Source organism: Pseudonocardia sp. ZF1 (assembly GCF_056835605.1).
Genome location: NZ_JAJNBY010000001.1, coordinates 3,038,201 through 3,056,501 on the forward strand (window position 1 = coordinate 3,038,201; position 18,301 = coordinate 3,056,501).

Genomic DNA, 18,301 nt, shown 5'->3' on the forward strand with positions numbered 1-18,301 from the left:
CGGAGTGAGCAAGACCAGGTCGGGGTGCCGCTCGTCGCCGCGAACGGCCCGCTCACACCGGTGCCTGCGCCGTTCAGCGGGCCCGGACCTCCGCGAGGACCGCCCCGAGCTCGGCCGGCCCGATCCCGGCGAGGGTCTCGCGCAGCACCCGGCGCGGACCGGCCGGCACCTCGAGCTCGCAGGGCACCACCAGGACCGCGCAGCCGGCCCGCTCGGCCGACAGCGCACCCGTCGGCGAGTCCTCCACCGCGACGCAGTCGCCCGGTTCGACCCCGAGCAGCTCGGCGCCGCGCCGGTAGGGCTCGGGCTGCGGCTTGGGCTCGCGCACCTCGTCGCCGGGCACGACGGCGGCGAAGTGCTCCCGGCCCAGGGTCTCCAGCGCCCGCTCCACCAGCACCCGGATGGTGTTGGTGACGAGCACGGTCGGGATGCCCGCCTCGCGCAGGGCGCCGAGCAGCTCCCGGGCACCGGGCCGCCACGGCACGCCGTGGGAGAACAGCTCCCCGGCGCGGTCGTAGAGCCACTCGCCGGTCTCGCGGTACTCGTCGGCGGGGATCGTGTCGGGGTCGCGCCCGGCCTCCCGGAAGCAGATCCGCAGCGACGAGTCGAGCGAGCCGCCGACGGACTCCAGGCGGGCCGCGAGGCTCAGCTCCGGGGCGCCGAGGTGCTTCATGAGGTCGTTGAGGGCGACCTCCCACACCTTCTCCGAGTCGATCAGGGTGCCGTCCATGTCCAGCAGCACGCCCGCGGGCCGGGTCGTCGTCGGCTCAGGCATCGGGGGTGTACCCCAGGTTCGGGCGCAGCCACTTCTCGACGACGGCGACGTCCACGCCGAGCCGGCCGGCGTAGTCGGCGACCTGGTCGGACCCGATCCGGCCGACGGTGAAGTACCGCGACTCCGGGTGGGCGAACATCATGCCGCTGACCGCGGCCGCCGGGGTCATGGCGAAGGACTCGGTGAGCCCCACGCCGGTCTCCTCGGCGCCCAGCAGGTCGAACAGCGGCCGCTTGAGCGTGTGGTCCGGGCAGGCCGGGTAGCCGAACGCGGGACGGATGCCCCGGAACCGCTCGGCGTGCAGGTCCTCGACGGCCTGGTTCGCGTCGGGCTCGAACCACTCGCGGCGGGCCTGCCGGTGGGCGTACTCGGCGAAGGCCTCGGCGAGCCGGTCGGCCAGCGCCTTCACCATGATCGCCTTGTAGTCGTCGAGCGCGGTCTCGAACTCGGCGGCCATGTCCTCGGCGCCGTGGATGGACACCGCGAACGCGCCGAGGTGGTCCCCGTCGGGCGCCACGTAGTCGGCGAGGCTGCGGTTGGCCCGCCCCTTCGGCTTGACGGTCTGCTGGCGCAGCATCGGCAGCCGCACGTCACCGCCGTCGGGTGAGATCACGATGTCCTCGCCCTCGGCGCGGGCCGGCCAGAAGCCGTAGACGCCGCGGGCGGTGAACCGGTCCTCGGCGATGATCTGGTCGAGCATCGCGTTGGCGTCGTCGTAGAGCTCCTTGGCGACCGGCGAGTTCAGGATCTGCGGGAACTTGCCCTTCAGCTCCCAGGCCAGGAACAGGAACTGCCAGTCAATCAGCTCGCGGAGTTCGGCGATCGTGGGCTCGCACGGGCGGGCCCCGGTGAACTCGGGGACGGGCAGCTCACCGAAGTCGATGCTCTCGCGGTTGGCGACGGCGTCGGCGAAGGGCAGCAGCGGCGTGGCCTGCCGGCCCTCGTGCTGCTCGCGCAGCCGCTGCTGGTCGGCGTCGTTGCGCCGGGACAGGGCCTCGGCGCGGTCGTCGTCGAGCAGGTCCGACACGACCCCCACGACCCGGGAGGCGTCCAGAACGTGCAGGACGTCGCCCTGGTACTGCTGGGCGATCTTCACCGCGGTGTGCTGGCGGGAGGTCGTGGCCCCGCCGATGAGCAGCGGCAGCTTCAGGCCGCGCCGCTCCATCTCGGTGGCCACGTTCACCATCTCGTCGAGCGAGGGGGTGATCAGGCCGGACAGCCCGACGACGTCGGCGCCCTCGGCGACGGCGGTGTCGAGGATGGTCTGCGCGGGCACCATCACGCCGAGGTCGATGACCTCGTAGCTGTTGCAGCCCAGCACGACCCCGACGATGTTCTTGCCGATGTCGTGCACGTCGCCCTTGACCGTGGCCATGACGACCTTGCCGTGGCCGCGGGCGTCGATCTCGCCGCGGGCCTTGGCCTCCTCCTTCTCCTTCTCCATGAAGGGCTCGAGGTAGGCGACGGCGCGCTTCATCACGCGGGCGGACTTCACGACCTGGGGCAGGAACATCTTGCCGTCGCCGAACAGGTCGCCGACGACCTTCATGCCGTCCATCAGCGGGCCCTCGATGACGTCGAGCGGCCGCGCGGCCTGCGCGCGGGCCTCCTCGGTGTCGGCCTCGACGAAGTCGACGATGCCGTGCACGAGCGCGTGCGACAGGCGGGCGCGGACGTCGGCCTCCCGCCAGGACAGGTCGACCTTGCGCTGGGTGCCCTCGCCCTTGAACCGGTCGGCGTTCTCCACGAGCCGGTCGGTGGCGTCGGGGCGGCGGTTGAACAGGACGTCCTCGACCATCTCGAGCAGGTCGGCCGGGATGTCCTGGTAGACCGCGAGCTGGCCGGCGTTGACGATCCCCATGTCCAGGCCGGCCTTGATGGCGTGGAACAGGAAGGCCGAGTCCATGGCCTCGCGGACGACGTTGTTGCCGCGGAAGGCGAAGGACAGGTTCGAGACACCACCGGAGATGTGGGCGCCGGGGCAGCGCTCCTTGATCCGCGGGCAGGCCTCGATGAAGTCCTTCGCGTAGTCGTTGTGCTCCTCCATGCCGGTGGCGATGGCGAGGATGTTCGGGTCGAAGATGATGTCGTGCGGGTCGAGCCCGGCCTTCTCGACGAGCAGGTCGTAGGCGCGGCCGCAGATCTCGACCTTGCGGTCGGCGGTGTCGGCCTGGCCGGTCTCGTCGAAGGCCATGACCACCACGCCCGCGCCGTAGGCCTTGACCTTGCGGGCCTGCTCCAGGAAGGGCTCCTCGCCCTCCTTGAGGCTGATCGAGTTGACGACGCCCTTGCCCTGCACGCACTGCAGGCCCGCCTCGATCACCGACCACCGCGAGCTGTCGATCATGATCGGCAGCCGGGCGACCTCGGGCTCGGTGGCCAGCAGGTTGAGGAAGGTGCGCATCTCGTCGGCGGACTCGAGCAGGTCGGCGTCCATGTTGACGTCGAGCATGTTCGCGCCGCCGCGGACCATGTCCAGCGCGACGTCGAGCGCGCCGTTGTAGTCCTTCGACTCGATGAGCCTGCGGAACCGCTTGGAGCCGGTGACGTTGGTCCGCTCGCCGATCATCACGAACCCGGTGTCGGGGCCGATCTCGAAGCGCTCCAGGCCGGAGAAGCGGGTGCGCTGCGGGGCCTCGGTCGGCACCCGCGGCGGCAGCCCCTTGACCCGGTCGGCGATGTGGCGGATGTGCTCCGGCCCGGTGCCGCAGCAGCCGCCGACGATGTTCACCAGCCCGGACTCGGCGAACTCCTTGAGGAAGTCCGCGGTCTGCTCGGGGGTCTCGTCGTAGCCGCCGAAGGCGTTCGGCAGGCCCGCGTTGGGGTAGGTCGCGACGAACGCGTCGCTGATCTCGGCGAGCGCGACGGCGTGCGGGCGCATCTCGTCGGCGCCCAGCGCGCAGTTCAGCCCGACGACGAGCGGCGCGGCGTGGCGCACGGAGGTCCAGAACGCGTCGACGGTCTGCCCGGACAGGGTGCGCCCGGAGCGGTCGACGATGGTCACCGAGATCCACACCGGGAGGTGCGGGGCGACGTCGTGCGCGGCCTGCAGCGCGGCCTTCGAGTTCAACGTGTCGAAGATGGTCTCGATCAGCAGGACGTCGACGCCGCCGGAGTCCAGCGCGGCGATCTGCTGGGCGTAGGAGTCGTAGACCTGCTCGTAGGACACCGCCCGGTAGGCGGGGTCGTCGACCTTCGGCGACAGCGACAGCGTGACGTTCAGCGGACCGATGGAGCCGGCCACCCACTTGGGCTCGCCGGTGGCCTTCTCGGCCTCGTCGGCGGCCTCGCGGGCCAGCCGCGCCGCGGCCACGTTCATCTCGTCGACCTTCGACTCCAGGCCGTAGTCCGCCTGGCCGATCGTGGTCGCGGTGAAGGTGTTGGTGGTCGTCAGGTCGGCGCCCGCGTCGAAGTAGTTGCGGTGCGCCTGCAGGATCAGGTCCGGACGGGTGAGGTTGAGCAGGTCCGGGTCGCCGTTGGTGTCCTTGGGGTGGCCGTGCAGCCAGTCCGCGGAGTAGTCCTCCGGGGTGAGGCCGAGGCCCTGGATGACGGTGCCCCACGCCCCGTCGATGACGCCGATGCGCCGACCCAGCAGCTCCGTCAGCTGCTCGGTCCGCCGGGCCGCTCGTTCGACCCGTTCGGGGTCGATCGGGCGGGTCGTGCTGTGGTCGTCCGAAGAGATGTCCACCGAGTGATCCGCTCCCGTCGTAGCTGACACGATCAACCACGGTACCTGGTGACGGGGAGGGAACCCGGCCGTGCGCCCGCGGGGTCGTAGGCTGGGGCGATGACCGACCGAGAGCCGAGCACCACGGGCGGCGACAGCACTCCGCACCTGGTCGACCCGGTCCTCATCGCGGCGTTCGAGGGCTGGAACGACGCCGGTGAGGCCGCGAGCACCGCGCTGGAGCACCTCGAGCTCAGCTGGGACGCGAAGCCTCTGACCTCGATCGATCCCGAGGAATACTACGACTTCCAGGTCACGCGCCCGCACGTCAAGCTCTCCGACGGCGTCACCCGGCGGATCGAGTGGCAGACCACGCGGCTGTCGTGGGCGACGCTGCCGGGCACCGACCGGCATGTCGTCCTGGTGAACGGGATCGAGCCGAACCTGCGCTGGAAGACGTTCTGCGCGGAACTGGTGGGCCACGCGGAGCGTCTCGGCGTGACGAAGGTCATCACATTGGGAGCCCTGCTCACCGAGGTCCCGCACACCCGACCGACGCCGGTGAACGGCACCTCCTGGGACGCGGAGTCGCAGAAGGCGATGGGCACCGAGCCGTCGAACTACGAGGGCCCGACCGGGATCGTCGCGGTCTTCCAGCAGGCCTGCGTGCAGGCCGGCATCCCGGCCGTCTCCTACTGGGCCGAGGTGCCGCACTACGTCTCGCAGGCCCAGGTCCCGAAGGCCGCGGTCGCGCTGCTGCACCGGATCGAGGAGTCCCTCGACGTCGAGGTGCCGCTCGGTGTCCTGCCGGAGAAGGCCGAGGAGTGGGAGCGGACCGTATCGGAGATGGCCGACGCCGACGACGAGGTCCGCGAGTACGTGCGCCAGCTGGAGGAGCAGGCCTCGGAGTCCGACGACGAGGAGGCCCGCACCGAGCTGCGCGAGACCTCCGGCGACTCGATCGCGGCGGACTTCGAGCGCTACCTGCGCCGCCGCGGCCCCAACTCCTGACGGGCCGCGGCTCGTGGTGGCGCTGCGCCGGGCGGCGCTGTTCCTGGGCGCGTTCCTCGGGCCCTTCGGCGGTGGCCTGACCGCGGCGATGCTGCCGGAGCTGGGCGCCGACTTCGGCGTCCCGACGGCGACGGCGTCGGTGTCGATCACCACGTACCTTCTGCCGTTCGCCGGGGTCATGCTCGTCTCGGGCACCCTCGGCGACCGGTGGGGACGGGGGCGCACCGTCGTCGCCGGGTACGCGCTCTACGTCGTCGCCTCGCTGGCCTGCGTGCTTGCGGTGTCCTGGCCGGTCTTCCTGGCCGGGCGGGCGCTGCAGGGTGTCGCGAACGCGTTCACCACCCCGGTTCTGCTGGCGGCGCTGGCCGCCGCGGTGGAGCCGGACCGGCTGGGCCGGGCGCTGGGCTGGTTCGGGTCGCTGCAGGCGGCCGGGCAGACCTCGGCGCCGCTGTTCGGCGGGCTGGCCGCCGAGGTCGACTGGCGGTGGGCCTTCTGGGGTGCGGCCGGCGTCGCGCTGCTGCTCGGCGTGGTCGGGATCCCCGGCGGCTCGGCCCGCGCCACCGGCGACGCCCGCCCCCGGCTGCGCTCGGCGTGGACCGGTCCGGTGCTGCGGCTCGGGCTGGTCGCGGCGATCGGCTGGGGCTGTCTGGCCGGGCTGAACTTCCTGCTCGCCCTGCGCCTGGAGGAGCAGTTCGGGCTGGGTGCTGGGCCGCGCGGGCTGGTGCTGACCGCGCTGGGGGTGGCCGGGATCCTCACCGCGCGCCTGATCGGCGGCGCGGTGGACCGGCTCGGCCCGCGCCGCTGCGTGCTGACCGGGGCCGTCGGGGGCGGCGTACTCGTCGCCCTGATCGGACTGGTGCCGGTGCTGGGCGTGGTCGTCGCACTGTGGGCGCTGGGCGGTGTGTGCAGCCAGCTGATCCTGGTCGGGGTGAACGCACTGGTCCTCGGCCCGGCCGGAGGGGGCGGGGGCGGGGCGGTGTCGGTGGTGCAGGCGGTGCGCTTCGCCGGGACGGCCGCATCGCCGGTGGCGCTGACGCCGGTCTACCACGCCGACCCGCTGGTGGCGTTCTTCGCGCCCGCGGCGCTGCTCGCGGCGGGCGTGCCGGCCGTCCTCGCGGTCGACCGGACGCGCCGCGCCTGAGTCTCACCCGTGGGCGTGCGCCCGCAGGTCGTCGAGGTCGACCCACTCGAGGGTGCGGGCGTGCGTCGCCTCGAGCACCACCGGCGGTGCGACGCCCTCGCGCAGCGCCTCGGCCCAGCGGCTCGCGCACAGGCACCACCGGTCCCCCGGCACCAGGCCGGGGAACCCGAAGCGCGGGTTCGGGGTCGTCAGGTCGTTGCCCTGCTCGCGGGAGAAGTCGAGGAACTCCGCGGTGACGCGGGCGCAGACGGTGTGCACGCCCGCGTCCTCGCCCCCGGTGTCGCAGCATCCGTTGCGGTAGAAGCCGGTGAGCGGATCGGTCCCGCAGGTCTCCAGCTCACCGCCCAGCACGTTGAGGGCCATCCCCGGAGTGTCCCGGCCGGGCGCCCGCCCTGCCGGTCGGGACGGGTACCGGACCGGCTACAGGGTCACCCCGAGCAGCGCGTCCAGCGCGGTGCGCACCTGCTGCGGGGCCGCGGTGTCGGTACCGCGGCGGGTGAGCGCCTCCTCGGCCCAGGCGTCGACGGCGGCGAGCGCACCGGGGGTGTCGAGGTCGTCGGCGAGGTGGGTCCGCAGCTTCGCGACCAGCTCGGCCGCGTCCGGCCCGGCGTCGAGGCCGACGGCCTCGCGCCAGCGGGTCACCCGCCGGTCGCCCTTCGCGTGCACCTCGTCGGTCCAGGACCGGTCGGTGCGGTAGTGCCCGTCGAGCAGGGCGACCCGGATGACGTTCGGGTCGACGCGGGCGTTGCGCAGCTTGGAGACGAAGACCAGGTTGCCCTTGGACTTCGACATCTTCTCGCCGTCGAGGCCGATCATGCCGGTGTGCACGTAGTGCCGGGCGAACGGGTGCTCACCGGTGAGGGACTCGGTGTGCAGGGCGCCGCACTCGTGGTGCGGGAAGATCAGGTCCGAGCCGCCGCCGTTGAGGTCGATCTGCGGGCCGAGCCGGTTCAGGCCGATCGCGGCGCACTCCACGTGCCAGCCGGGGCGGCCGCGGCCGAGGCCGGAGTCCCAGGCGGGCTCGCCGGGGCGCGCGGTGCGCCACAGCAGCGGGTCGAGCCGGTTGCGCTTGCCCGGCCGGTCCGGGTCGCCGCCGCGCTCGGCGGAGAACCTCAGCATGGTGTCGAGGTCGTAGTTCGACTCGTAGCCGAAGTGCCCGGTGGCGGTCACGTCGTGGTAGACGTCGGGGTACTCCGGGTCGTCGATCCGGTAGGCCGCGCCGGCGGCGACGAGCTTCTCGACCAGCTCGGCGATCTCGGGGATCGCCTCGACGGCGCCGACGAACTGGCGGGGCGGCAGAACGCGCAGCGCCTCCATGTCCTCGCGGAACAGGGCGGTCTCGCGCAGGCCCAGCACGACCCAGTCGTCCTGGTCGCGCTCGGCGCGCTCCAGCAGCGGCTCGTCGATGTCGGTGACGTTCTGGACGTAGTGCACGTCGTGGCCGAGGTCGCGCCAGTAGCGGTTGACCAGGTCGAACGTCAGGTAGGTGGCGGCGTGGCCGAGGTGGGTCGCGTCGTAGGGGGTGATCCCGCAGACGTACATCGTCGCGACCGGGCCCGGCGCCGTGGGCCGGACCCGGCCGGTGGCGGTGTCGTGCAGGCGCAGCGGCGGGCCGCTGCCCTCCAGTGCCGGGACGTCGGTCGGGGCCCAGGTCTCCATGCGGTCAAACCTACCTAGCTCTCGGAAGCGGTCACGCATGCGAACGCGCGGCGTCCGTCGCAGATTCCGGTGCGGGACGGGGTGCCGGTCACCACCACTCGACGTCGAGCTTGGCCTCGATGTCGCGGACGTGCCGGCGTGCGCAGGCCGGGCACAGCCGGCCGTCGCGGCCGCGCTCGTCGCGGTCGGTCACCCAGCCCGCGACGGCGGCGTCCCCCGGCGTCGTCGGGACCGGGGGCGCCGCAGAGACGGCAGGCGGTCGGCGTCACGCCCGCGATGGTTCTCCGGCGGCCCGGTCGGTGTCGAGCGCCGCGCGGCGCCGGCCGACCCGGTCGGCGATCATCGCGCACGCCATCAGCTGGATCTGGTGGAACAGCATCAGCGGCAGCACCACCAGCGCCCCGGCGGGGCCGCCGAACAGCACACCGGCGATCGGCAGCCCGCTGGCCAGGGACTTCTTCGACCCGCAGAACACGATCGCGATGCGGTCGGCGTCGTCGAAACCGAGCGCGCGGGCCCCGAGCGAGGTCACCACGAGCGCCAGCGCGAGCAGCAGCAGGCAGATCCCGAGCAGCACGAGCAGCGAGACCGGGGTGAGCCGTCCCCAGATCCCGGCGACGACGCCCTCGCTGAACGCGGCGTAGACGACGAGCAGGATCGACCCGCGGTCCACCAGCGACAGACGCTTCTTGTGCCGGGCCACGAACCGGCCGATCAGCGGCCGTGCGGCCTGCCCGGCGAGGAAGGGCACCAGCAGGCGGAGCGCGATGTCACCGAAGCTCGACGCGTCGAACCCGCCGCTGGTGGCCAGCAGCAGCGCGGCCAGCACAGGGGTGAGGACCACCCCGAGCACGTTCGACACCGACGCCGCGACGATCGCGGCGGGCACGTTGCCGCGGGCGATGCCGGTGAAGGCGATCGAGGACTGCACGGTCGACGGCAGACAGCACAGGAACACGACGCCGGCGGCGAGCGGCGCGGGCAGCAGCCACTCCGGCAGCAGCAGCACCGACAGGCCGAGCAGTGGGAACAGCACGAACGTCGCCGCCAGGACGGTGCCGTGCAGCCGCCAGTTCCGCAGCCCGCCCAGCGCCTCCGCGGCGGAGAGGCGGGCGCCGTAGAGGAAGAACAGCAGGGCGATCGCGGCGGTGACGGCGACGTCGACGACCTCGACCATCGCGCCGCGCGCGGGGAACAGCGACGCGACGCCGACGGTCACGAGGAGCAAGGCCAGGAACGGATCGGGACGGACTCGCATGGGTTACATCCTGCAAGCCGTCCGCCCATCGGGAAACCGACTGATCACCATGACTGTGTCCGCGATCTATGATGACCGGGTGCTCGACCCCGTCCGGCTGCGGTCCTTCGCCGCCGTCGCGCGTGCCCGCAGCTTCACCCGGGCCGCCGCCACGCTCGGCGTCGGCCAGTCCACCGTGAGCCAGCACGTGCGGCGCCTGGAGGCGACGGTCGGCCGCCCGCTGCTCGACCGCGACACCCACTCGGTGTCGCTCACCGTCGACGGCGAGCGATGCTGGAGTTCGCCGCCACCATCCTCGACGCGGGTGACCGGGCGATGGCGCACTTCCGGGCGTCGCGGGTGCACGGCCGGGTGCGGTTCGGGGTGTCGGAGGACCTGGTCCTGACCCGGCTGCCCGCGGTGCTCGCGGACTTCCGCCGCCGCCACCCCGAGGTCGACCTGGAGCTGACCGTCGGTCTGGCCGGCGGGCTCGAACACCGCCTCGACGCCGGGGAACTGGACCTGATGTTCGCCAAGCGCCTCCCCGGCCCCGACGACGGCCGGCTCGTCGTCCGCCGCGACCGCTTCGTCTGGGTCGGGGCGCCCGGACTTCCGCTCGGCCCCGGCGACCCGGTACCGGTCGTCGCCTATCCCCCGCCGAGCCTGTCGCGCACCGCCGCCGTCGGGGCCCTGGAGGCGGTCGGGCGGCCGTGGCGGATGGCCTGCACCAGCGGCAGCCTGTCCGGCCTGCGGGCCGCCGCCCTCGCCGGGCTGGGTGTGCTCGCGCACGCCGCGACGCTGATCCCCGACGGGCTGGAGGTCGTCGGGGACCGTGCCGGGCTGCCCGAGCTGGGCCCGGTCGAGCTGGTGCTCGCGCACGGGCGGCGGCACAGCGACCCGGCCGAGGCACTGGTCCGCAGCATCCGCACCGCAGACCTCCGTCCGGAGTCGTGGACACCCCCGAACGGCGGCTAGGGTCCCGGGCCGTGCGCCGCCTGCCGATCGTCCTGCTGCTCGCGATGCTGGTCGCCGGGTGCGGTTCGCCCGCCGCACCGGGGTCCCCGACGCTGGACCGGGTCGCGTCGTCGCACGTGCTGCGGGTCTGCTCCACCGGGGACTACCGGCCGCTGACCGCACTGGCCGCGGACGGCACCTGGTCCGGGATCGACGTCGACATGGCCCGCGACCTCGCCGCCGAGCTCGGTGCTCGCGCGGAGCTGGTCCGCACGACCTGGGCGACCCTGCTCGACGACGTCGTCGCCGGGCGCTGCGACATCGCCGTCGGCGGCGTCTCGGTCACCCCGGACCGCGCGGAGCGGGCCGTGTTCACCGAGCCCTACCTGCGCGACGGCAAGACGCCGATCGCGCGCTGCCCCGACGTCGCCCGCTACGGCACGGTCGCCGACATCGACCGCCCCGGCGTCCGGGTCGTGGTGAACCCGGGCGGGACCAACGAGCGCTTCGCCCGGGCGACCTTCACCCGCGCGACGATCGTGGACCACCCGGACAACTCGACGATCTTCGACGAGATAGTGGCCGGCCGCGCGGACCTGATGGTCACCGACGCGATCGAGACCCGCTGGCAGGCCGCACAGCACCCCGGGGTGCTGTGCGCGGTGCACCCCGACGCCCCGTTCACCGACTCGGAGAAGGCCTACCTGACCCCGGCCGGCGACCCGGCGTTCACCGAGCGGGTGAACACCTGGCTGCGCACGGCGCGCACCGACGGCACCTGGAACCGCCTCGCCCGTCCCTGGCTCGGCTGAGTCCACACCCCCTGCCGGGCGGCCACACCCGTCACGCCAGGTGTGGTCGCCGGTGAACGGGTGTGGCTGTCGGGACGCGCGGTCAGCCGGTGCGGCGGCGCAGGTAGTCCGAGACCACCTCCGCGCCGAGGCCGTCGAGGTCGGGCTGCACCACCCGTCCCCCGGCGCGGCGCGCGAGCCGGTTCACGAACGACAGCAGCCCCGGGTCGTCGCCGAGCACGAAGAACGTGAACGCCGCGTCCATCCCGATCAGCCGGTCCAGGCCGTCCACCGTCGCCCGCAGCGTGTGCGGGCTGGGCGGGTAGTCGAAGAACGCCTCGCCGTCGGGTTCCAGGTGCGCGGTCGGCTCGCCGTCGGTCACCACCAGGACAACCGGTGTCGCGTCGGGCTGGCGGGCCAGCCGCTCCCGGGCCAGGAGCAGCGCGTGGTGCAGGTTGGTGCCCTGCATGTACACGCCCTCCAGCCCGATCAGCTCGGCCAGGTCCACGGTCTGCGCGTGCCGCCCGAAGGTGATCAGCGACAGGTCGTCGCCGCGGAACCGGGTGGAGATGAGCTGGTGCAGCGCCAGCGCGGTGCGCTTCATCGGCACCCAGCGTCCCTCGGCCACCATCGACCACGACGTGTCGACCAGCAGCGTCACCGCGGCCCGGGTGCGCTGCTCGGTCTCGACGATCTCGACGTCGGACACGTCGAGTGCCCGGTCGTCGCCGCCGGCGCGGCGCAGCTGGGCGTTGAGCAGCGTCCGCGGCACCGACCAGGCCTGGGTGTCGCCGAAGGCCCACGGCCGGGTCGACCCGGTCGCGTCGCCCGCCGCCCCGGCACGCCGGGTGTCGCGCTGCCCCTGCCGCCCGGAGATCCGGTCGGCGACGTCGCGCAGCACCGACTGCCCGAGTGTCCGCAGCGCCTTGGGCGAGAGCATCAGCGAGCCGTCGGGGGCGCGGCGGAACAGGTCCTGACGCTGCAGCTCGCGTTCCAGCTCGGCGAGGGTGCGGGCGTCGGCGGCGGCCTCCGGGCCGAGCATCTCGGTGAGCGCGTCGAGGTCGATGTCCTCCATCCGCGCACCGGGGTAGCTCTGCGCGAGCTGTTCGGCCAGGGCGTCGAGCTGCCCCAGCTCCTCCATCGCGCGGGTCGCCTCGCCCATCCCCATCGGGTTCTCGCCGCGGAAGTCGCCCTCCCCCGACCAGTCCTCGCCCGGGCGCAGGCCCTGCAGCTGGGCGTCGAGCCGGGCCAGCGACTGCGACAGCCGCGGGTCGCCGAACGCCTGCTGGGCCAGCTCGGCCAGCTCGGCGCGCTGCTCGGCCGACATCGAGTTCATCATCCGCTGGGCCGCGGCGGACCGGGCGGCGAGCGCGTCGACCAGCTCCTCGGTGTTCTGCGGGTTCTCCGGGAAGTGCTCGCCGTGCTTGCCCATGAACTCGGCGAACTGCTCGGTGGTGTCCTCGCCGCGTGCGTGCCGGTCGAGCAGGTCGTTGAGGTCGTCGAGCATGGCGTTGATCCGCTCGACGTCCTCCGGCGTGGCGTTCTGCATGGCCTGCTTCATGCCCTCGAAGCGCTGGTCGAGCAGCTCCCGGCCGAGCAGGTCACGGATCTCCTGGTAGGCCTCGCGGGCGTCGGAGGACCGCCAGTCGTAGGAGCTCAGCTCCCGCACCGAGCCGCCGGTGTCGGGCGGCAGGGCGTCGAGCTGCATCTCGCGGAACCGCGCGTCGTCGGAGTCCTCGTTGCCCAGCGCCTCGCGCTCGGCGTCCAGCGCACGTTGCAGCAGCTCACGGACCTCCTGCAGCGTCCCGTCGATGCGGTTGTCGCGCTGCAGGTCCCGGCGCCGCTCCCACACCCGGCGGGTGAGGTCGTCGAGCCCGCGCCGCCCGTCGAGGCCGCGACGGAGAAGCTCCTGCAGCGCCTGGCGCGGCGAGGAGCCCTCCATGACGTCGCGGCCGATCTGGTCCATCGCCGCCCGGATGTCGTACGGCGGCGCCAGCGGGTCGGGCCCGCCCGCGTAGGGGCCGTAGGCGTACCGGCGGCGACGACGCCTGGGATCAGCCATACGACACCGTGTCACCGTCGTCGGAGGAGTCCTTGGCCAGCTTGCGGGTCAGGAACAGGTACTCCAGCGCCAGCTCCGCGGCCGAGGCCATCGGGCCCGGGTCCTCGGTGCCCGCGGCGCCGAGCTTCGCGGCGATCTCGGTGAGGGCGTCGACCTGTGGCAGCGCGGCGACGACGTCCTGCGCCGGGATCCGCTCGCCGGTCCGGACCGGGCGGGTCGAGACCGCGACGGCCAGCTCGTCGAGGTCGACCCCGCGCAGCGCGAACCGGGCGGTGTCGGCGGTCGCGCGGCGCAGCAGGTGCTCGAGCACCTCGTCCTCGCGACCCTCCTCCCCCGACGCGAACTCGATCTTGCCGCGGAGCACCGCGGGGACCGACTCGAGGTCGACGGGCCGGGCGTAGGGGGTCTCCTCGCCGGTCAGCGCGGCACGGCGCAACGCCGCGGCGGCGACGGTCTCGGCCGCGGCCACGGCGAACCGGGCCGAGACGCCGGACCCCTGGTCGACCGCGGACGAGTCGCGCAGGTGCCGGGTGAACCGGGCGACGACCTCGAGCAGGTGCCGCGGCACCTCGGCGACGAGGTCGGCCTCCTGCGCGACGAGCTCGACCTCGGGGGCCAGCTCCAGCGGGTAGTGGGTGCGGACCTCGGCGCCGAACCGGTCCTTGAGCGGGGTGATGATCCGCCCGCGGTTGGTGTAGTCCTCGGGGTTCGCGCTGGCCACGAGCAGCACGTCCAGTGGCAGCCGCAGCGTGTAGCCGCGGACCTGGATGTCGCGCTCCTCCATCACGTTGAGCAGTGCGACCTGGATGCGTTCGGCCAGGTCGGGCAGCTCGTTGATGGCGACGATGCCGCGGTGGGACCGCGGGACGAGCCCGAAGTGGATGGTCTCGGGGTCGCCCAGCGAGCGGCCCTCGGCGACCTTGACCGGGTCGACGTCGCCGATCAGGTCGGCGACCGAGGTGTCGGGCGTCGCGAGCTTCTCGGTGTAGCGGTGGTCGCGGTGCACCCAGGCGACCGGCAGGTCGTCGCCGAGCTCGGCGGCGCGCCGGATCGAGGCGGGCACGATCGGCTCGTAGGGGTGCTCGCCGATCTCGGAGCCCTCGATGACGGGGGTCCACTCGTCGAGCAGGCCGGCCAGCGACCGCAGCAGGCGGGTCTTGCCCTGGCCCCGCTCACCGAGCAGGACGAGGTCGTGGCCGGCGATGAGGGCCCGCTCGAGCTGCGGGACGACGGTGTCGTCGAAGCCGACGATGCCGGGCCAGGGGTCGCGGCCCTCGCGCAGGGCCACCAGGAGGTTGTCGCGGATCTCGTGCTTCACGGGGCGCTGTACATGACCGGACGCACGCAGCGCACCGACGGTACGGGGAAGGTCAGGTGTGACGGGCACGATCTCCACGCTACGCCCGGTTCCGGACTGCAGCGCGTCGTCGCGGAACCGTGTTCCGCGGATCGGACTGGAATCTGTCTGGTTGTACAGATAGTTTGTCGGGTATGGCCGATCCCACCCCCGACGGGCGCCGACGACGCGGCGCCGACACCCGTCGTGCGCTGGTGCGGGCCGCCGTCGAAGTGGTCACCGCGCACGGCTTCGACCGGCTGACGCTGCGCCAGGTCGCGGACCGGGCCGGTGCCTCGGCCGCGTCGGCGACCTACCACTTCGGCACCGTCGACACGCTGCTGGAGGCGGTCGCCGTCGAGCTGGAGCACGACGCCGTCGCACGGCTGGGCGAGCTGACCCGCCGGGCCCGCTCCGGTGACCTGACCCTGCTCGACGCCTGCACCGCCTACCTGGTCGACCTGCTCGGCCCCCGCCGCCCGGTGTTCCTGACGATGCTGGAGCTGCGCGTCCGCGTCGCCCGGGGCCACGGCGGCACCGCCACCGGCCCGGCCGCCGCGGAACCCGACGCGGCGCTGGTCGACCTCATCCAGGACCACGTCGGGAACCGGGAACGGGCCCGCGAGCTGTTCGCCGGGGTCTTCGGGCTGTCCGCGCTGGCCGTGTTCGCCCCCGTCCCACCGGGCGAGCCCGAGCTGCGGGCCCGGATGGCCCGGCTGCTCGCCGGAGCCGGGCTCACCACCCACGACGACCGCGCCGTCCCGCAGGAGACCCCGCACGAGACCCAGGAGGACCGGTTCCCGTGACCGCCACCCGACCCCCCGGTGCGCCCGACCGCGATGCCCTCGCCGCCCGCTTCGGCCCCCGGCGGGCCGACCTCGCGGTGCGCGCCCGGACCGCGGGCGACCCGCTCGCCGACGCCGTCGTCGCCGAGATCCGCGCCGCGGGCCGCGAGGACGGCCGCGCGCTCACCGCGGCGCTGCAGCGCGGCATCCGCGACGGGCTCGCCTCGCTGACCGGGCCCTCCCCCGCCGTCGCGGCCCTGCTCACCTCGGCCGAGTCGGTGCCCGCGGGCACCGACCCCGCGATCCTCGACACCGGGATCCGGCCCATGTTCACCGCACCGCCCGCGGTGCACACCCTGTCCCTGTCGGCCGGGGCGCTGCTGCGCACCTACGGCTCCCCGTCGATCGCGGTGCTGCTCGGCACCACCGGACGGCTGGTGGAGTCCGCCGAGCGCCGCCTCACCGAGACCGGCACCTGGCTGCTCGCCGCCACCCTGCCCGGCGGCATGCGCCCCGGCAGCCCCGGCTACGTCGGCACCCTGCAGGTCCGCATGCTGCACGCCCACATGCGCGTGCTCGCCCGCGACCGCGGCCTCGACGAGGCCGTGCACGGCACCCCGGTCAACCAGGTCGACCTGGCCCGGACCTGGCTTGACTTCACCCTCGTCTCGATGCGGGCCGAGGCGACGATCGGGTTCGGGCTCACCCCCGCCGAGACCACCGAGGTCTACGCCTGCTGGCAGCTGCTGGCCCACCAGCTCGGCATCGACCCCGAGCTGGTCCGCGACGTCGCCTCGCACGCCGACGCCGAGGAGCTCGACGCGCTGGTCACCGCCGTCACCGGACCGCCGGCCCCCGAGTCACGCGCGCTGGCCGGGGCGCTGATCGGGGCCGTCGCCGCGCTGCTCGTGCAGCCGCTGCGTCTGCCCGTGCCCCAGGGACGCCGTCTGCTGCAGGCGCTGGCCCGGCGCTTCCACGGCGCCGCGGTGACCACCGGGCTGGGCCTGCGGCGCAGCCCCGGCTGGGAGGTGGCCGTCGCCGTCCTGGGGCGGGTGGTCGCGGTGCAGCGCCGGTGGGTCCGGCGCAGCCCGGCGTCGCTGGAGGCCGCGCGGATCCGCAACATCGCCGCCACCCGGGCGCTGCTCGCCGAGGACCGCGGCGGCCCTTCCCTGTTCGAGACGCACGGCGCCTGAGGTCAGGCCGGGTCGTCCCACCAGCACGGGGACAGCCCGGCGGCCCCGACGGCCGCGGTCAGCGCGTCGCGGCGCCGGTCCGGCCCCACCAGGACCAGGCCGCCGCCGGGGCCCAGCGCCACCGCGACCCGGTCGGTCGGCTGCAGGTGCAGCCCCGGCCCGAGGTCCGGCGAGCCGAGCTGCGGGTAGGTGTCGGCGACGGCGAGCAGTGGCCCGCCCGGCCCGTCCCGGCGCCCCCACAGCGCGACGACGTGCGCGACCGACCAGTCCGGCCCCGGCCGGACCCCGGCGTCGAGGTCGGCGGCCGGGGTGGCCGCGGCGACCAGCTCCCCGGTCCGCAGCGCGGCCAGCACGCCGACCGGGCCGTCGGCGGTGACGGCGTCGAGCAGCGCGCTCAGGCGCGCGGCCGTCCAGTCCCCCGCGGCCGGGACCGCGGCGAGCGACTCCCCGGAGAACTCCTCGACCGCACGACCGAGACCGGCCACCGGGGTGCCCGCCTGCTCGTCGTCCGCGGCGACCGGCAGGCCACGCAGGTAGCCGGTGTCCGCCGGCGCCCCGGGCGGCCGCGACGACACGTCGTCGCCGGCCCGCACCCGGGTGCCCGCCGCGTGCGCGAAGGCGGCCACCGTCGGTGCCGGCAGCGACGACAGCGCGGCCACGAGCAGCCGGGCGACGAACGGCCCGGCCAGCTGGTCGGGCTGGGGCAGCGACGCCGCGTGCACCCGCAGCAGCGCCTCCGCCCCGGGGAACGCACGGACCGGGCCGGGCGCCGGAGTGCTCACGGGGCGACCAGCAGCCACACCGGCACCGCGACCAGCGCGAGGGCGACCAGCCGGATCAGCCCGTGCACGACGCGGGGCAGCGCGGGGGGCGGGGCGGTGATCCGGTCGATGCGGGCCTCCAACGCGTCGGTGAACGACGACAGCGCCGCCGCCGGCGCGGACCCGCCGACGGCCTTGAGCGCGGTCGCCAGCTCGGTCGGGTCGCACAGCCTGCGGGCGACGTCGTCGGCCCGCATCTCGATCAGCCGGGCCACCGCGAGCTGGGCGTGCACCATGCCGCGCACGAACGGCGCCGTCGCCCCCCACGCGACGAAGGGGAGCACGACCAGGTCGTGCCGCTCACGCAGGTGCGCCCGCTCGTGGGCCAGCACCGCGACGACCCCGGCGGTGTCGAGGGTGTCCAGGACCCCCGCCGACACCACGAGCCGGGAGCTGCGCCCGGGCAGGCAGTAGGCGACCGGGACGGGATGGTCGAGGACACGGGTACCGGAGGCGTGCGGCCACGGCGTGGCGAGCACGTCGAGCAGGTCGCGGTGGCGACGGCGGGCCCGCAGCGTCCGCACCGTGGTGATCACCAGGACCGACAGCAGCCGCACCAGCACCCCGAGCGCGATCAACAGGGCACCCACGTGCAGCGGGTCCATCCGGTCCGGCCACTCGCCCGCCGCCACCGATGCCGACAGCGCCGCCGCCGCGGTGGGCAGGCTGTGCCCCATCGGCGCGAGCCCGTAGGCCAGCCCCGCACCGAACAGCGAGATCCCGCCGCCGAGCCCGACGGCCTGCCACAGCAGCAGCGCTCCGACGGGGTCGCGGCCGGGCCAGCGCGCCCGGGCCAGGGCACGACTGACCGGCTCGGCGAGCAGTACGCCGAGCAGTCCGAGTCCGAGCGCGGTCAGCTGCATCGCCTC

16 protein-coding genes are annotated in these 18,301 nt (G+C 74.2%); 7 read left to right on the top strand and 9 right to left on the bottom strand.

Features of this window, described 5'->3' with window-relative positions; translation table 11 throughout:
• Positions 1-73: 73 nt before the first annotated feature.
• Complete coding sequence (locus tag ZF1_RS14765; protein WP_482637536.1) at positions 74-775, bottom strand: HAD family hydrolase; 702 nt, start codon at positions 773-775, stop codon at positions 74-76.
• Positions 768-4,424: a methionine synthase gene (metH, locus tag ZF1_RS14770; protein WP_482638706.1), complete on the bottom strand. Its 3,657-nt coding sequence runs from the start codon at positions 4,422-4,424 to the stop codon at positions 768-770. The genes ZF1_RS14765 and metH overlap by 8 nt, the downstream gene beginning before the upstream one ends.
• A gap of 138 nt (positions 4,425-4,562) precedes the next feature.
• On the opposite strand from metH, the gene ZF1_RS14775 reads away from it, so the two are divergent.
• Together ZF1_RS14775 and ZF1_RS14780 are read left to right on the top strand one after the other, a co-directional pair.
• Positions 4,563-5,453: a PAC2 family protein gene (locus ZF1_RS14775; RefSeq protein ID WP_062395159.1), complete on the top strand. Its 891-nt coding sequence runs from the start codon at positions 4,563-4,565 to the stop codon at positions 5,451-5,453.
• Between the two features lie 13 nt (positions 5,454-5,466).
• Positions 5,467-6,594: an MFS transporter gene (locus ZF1_RS14780; protein ID WP_482637537.1), complete on the top strand. Its 1,128-nt coding sequence runs from the start codon at positions 5,467-5,469 to the stop codon at positions 6,592-6,594.
• A 3-nt stretch (positions 6,595-6,597) separates the two neighbouring features.
• Here the strand turns inward: ZF1_RS14780 and ZF1_RS14785 are convergent, their stop codons facing one another.
• From ZF1_RS14785 to ZF1_RS14795, 3 genes are all read right to left on the bottom strand, one after another.
• Positions 6,598-6,957, bottom strand: a complete 360-nt coding sequence (locus ZF1_RS14785) for a DUF2237 family protein (protein WP_251782485.1) — start codon at positions 6,955-6,957, stop codon at positions 6,598-6,600.
• Between the two features lie 57 nt (positions 6,958-7,014).
• The gene (mshC, locus tag ZF1_RS14790) at positions 7,015-8,253 is read right to left on the bottom strand and encodes a cysteine--1-D-myo-inosityl 2-amino-2-deoxy-alpha-D-glucopyranoside ligase (RefSeq protein ID WP_073574816.1); all 1,239 of its coding nucleotides are present in this window, start codon (positions 8,251-8,253) and stop codon (positions 7,015-7,017) included.
• 265 nt (positions 8,254-8,518) lie between these two features.
• Positions 8,519-9,511 (bottom strand): bile acid:sodium symporter family protein, encoded by a 993-nt coding sequence (locus ZF1_RS14795; protein ID WP_482637538.1) that lies wholly within the window; start codon positions 9,509-9,511, stop codon positions 8,519-8,521.
• A 49-nt stretch (positions 9,512-9,560) separates the two neighbouring features.
• On the opposite strand from ZF1_RS14795, the gene ZF1_RS14800 reads away from it, so the two are divergent.
• Genes ZF1_RS14800 through ZF1_RS14810 form a run of 3 tightly spaced genes read left to right on the top strand, consistent with a single transcriptional unit; the run spans position 9,561 to position 11,256 of the window.
• The gene (locus ZF1_RS14800; RefSeq protein WP_482637539.1) at positions 9,561-9,896 is read left to right on the top strand and encodes a helix-turn-helix domain-containing protein; all 336 of its coding nucleotides are present in this window, start codon (positions 9,561-9,563) and stop codon (positions 9,894-9,896) included.
• Complete coding sequence (locus tag ZF1_RS14805) at positions 9,782-10,465, top strand: LysR substrate-binding domain-containing protein (protein ID WP_482637540.1); 684 nt, start codon at positions 9,782-9,784, stop codon at positions 10,463-10,465. Before ZF1_RS14800 ends, ZF1_RS14805 begins: the two co-directional genes overlap by 115 nt.
• An 11-nt stretch (positions 10,466-10,476) precedes the next feature.
• Complete coding sequence (locus tag ZF1_RS14810) at positions 10,477-11,256, top strand: transporter substrate-binding domain-containing protein (RefSeq protein WP_482637541.1); 780 nt, start codon at positions 10,477-10,479, stop codon at positions 11,254-11,256.
• A gap of 82 nt (positions 11,257-11,338) precedes the next feature.
• On the opposite strand, the gene ZF1_RS14815 is transcribed toward ZF1_RS14810, so the two are convergent.
• Both ZF1_RS14815 and ZF1_RS14820 read right to left on the bottom strand, forming a co-directional pair.
• Positions 11,339-13,297, bottom strand: coding sequence for a vWA domain-containing protein (locus ZF1_RS14815; protein WP_405416984.1), 1,959 nt, complete (start codon positions 13,295-13,297; stop codon positions 11,339-11,341).
• Positions 13,290-14,684, bottom strand: coding sequence for a sigma 54-interacting transcriptional regulator (locus tag ZF1_RS14820; protein WP_482637542.1), 1,395 nt, complete (start codon positions 14,682-14,684; stop codon positions 13,290-13,292). The genes ZF1_RS14815 and ZF1_RS14820 overlap by 8 nt, the downstream gene beginning before the upstream one ends.
• A gap of 104 nt (positions 14,685-14,788) precedes the next feature.
• Here ZF1_RS14820 and ZF1_RS14825 point away from each other — a divergent pair, with 104 nt between their 5' ends.
• Both ZF1_RS14825 and ZF1_RS14830 read left to right on the top strand, forming a co-directional pair.
• Positions 14,789-15,439 carry a TetR/AcrR family transcriptional regulator gene (locus tag ZF1_RS14825; RefSeq protein ID WP_482637543.1) on the top strand — a complete coding sequence of 217 codons (651 nt, stop codon included), beginning with the start codon at positions 14,789-14,791 and terminating at the stop codon, positions 15,437-15,439.
• Positions 15,436-16,611 carry an oxygenase MpaB family protein gene (locus ZF1_RS14830; protein ID WP_482637544.1) on the top strand — a complete coding sequence of 392 codons (1,176 nt, stop codon included), beginning with the start codon at positions 15,436-15,438 and terminating at the stop codon, positions 16,609-16,611. Before ZF1_RS14825 ends, ZF1_RS14830 begins: the two co-directional genes overlap by 4 nt.
• A 2-nt stretch (positions 16,612-16,613) precedes the next feature.
• Here ZF1_RS14830 and ZF1_RS14835 read toward each other — a convergent pair whose 3' ends face one another.
• Complete coding sequence (locus ZF1_RS14835) at positions 16,614-17,393, bottom strand: DUF6885 family protein (protein ID WP_482637545.1); 780 nt, start codon at positions 17,391-17,393, stop codon at positions 16,614-16,616.
• Complete coding sequence (locus ZF1_RS14840) at positions 17,390-18,295, bottom strand: M56 family metallopeptidase (RefSeq protein WP_482637546.1); 906 nt, start codon at positions 18,293-18,295, stop codon at positions 17,390-17,392. Before ZF1_RS14840 ends, ZF1_RS14835 begins: the two co-directional genes overlap by 4 nt.
• Between the last annotated feature and the right edge of the window lie 6 nt (positions 18,296-18,301).

What these genes read in the sequence shown, in the direction of transcription:
- ZF1_RS14815 (WP_405416984.1), bottom strand. Translation starts at nt 13,297, where the DNA reads ATGGCTGATCCCAGGCGTCGTCGCCGCCGGTACGCCTACGGCCCCTAC.
- ZF1_RS14765 (WP_482637536.1), bottom strand. Translation starts at nt 775, where the DNA reads ATGCCTGAGCCGACGACGACCCGGCCCGCGGGCGTGCTGCTGGACATG.
- ZF1_RS14805 (WP_482637540.1), top strand. Translation starts at nt 9,782, where the DNA reads ATGCTGGAGTTCGCCGCCACCATCCTCGACGCGGGTGACCGGGCGATG.
- ZF1_RS14795 (WP_482637538.1), bottom strand. Translation starts at nt 9,511, where the DNA reads ATGCGAGTCCGTCCCGATCCGTTCCTGGCCTTGCTCCTCGTGACCGTC.
- ZF1_RS14840 (WP_482637546.1), bottom strand. Translation starts at nt 18,295, where the DNA reads ATGCAGCTGACCGCGCTCGGACTCGGACTGCTCGGCGTACTGCTCGCC.
- ZF1_RS14775 (WP_062395159.1), top strand. Translation starts at nt 4,563, where the DNA reads ATGACCGACCGAGAGCCGAGCACCACGGGCGGCGACAGCACTCCGCAC.
- ZF1_RS14785 (WP_251782485.1), bottom strand. Translation starts at nt 6,957, where the DNA reads ATGGCCCTCAACGTGCTGGGCGGTGAGCTGGAGACCTGCGGGACCGAT.
- ZF1_RS14800 (WP_482637539.1), top strand. Translation starts at nt 9,561, where the DNA reads ATGACTGTGTCCGCGATCTATGATGACCGGGTGCTCGACCCCGTCCGG.
- mshC (WP_073574816.1), bottom strand. Translation starts at nt 8,253, where the DNA reads ATGGAGACCTGGGCCCCGACCGACGTCCCGGCACTGGAGGGCAGCGGC.
- ZF1_RS14825 (WP_482637543.1), top strand. Translation starts at nt 14,789, where the DNA reads ATGGCCGATCCCACCCCCGACGGGCGCCGACGACGCGGCGCCGACACC.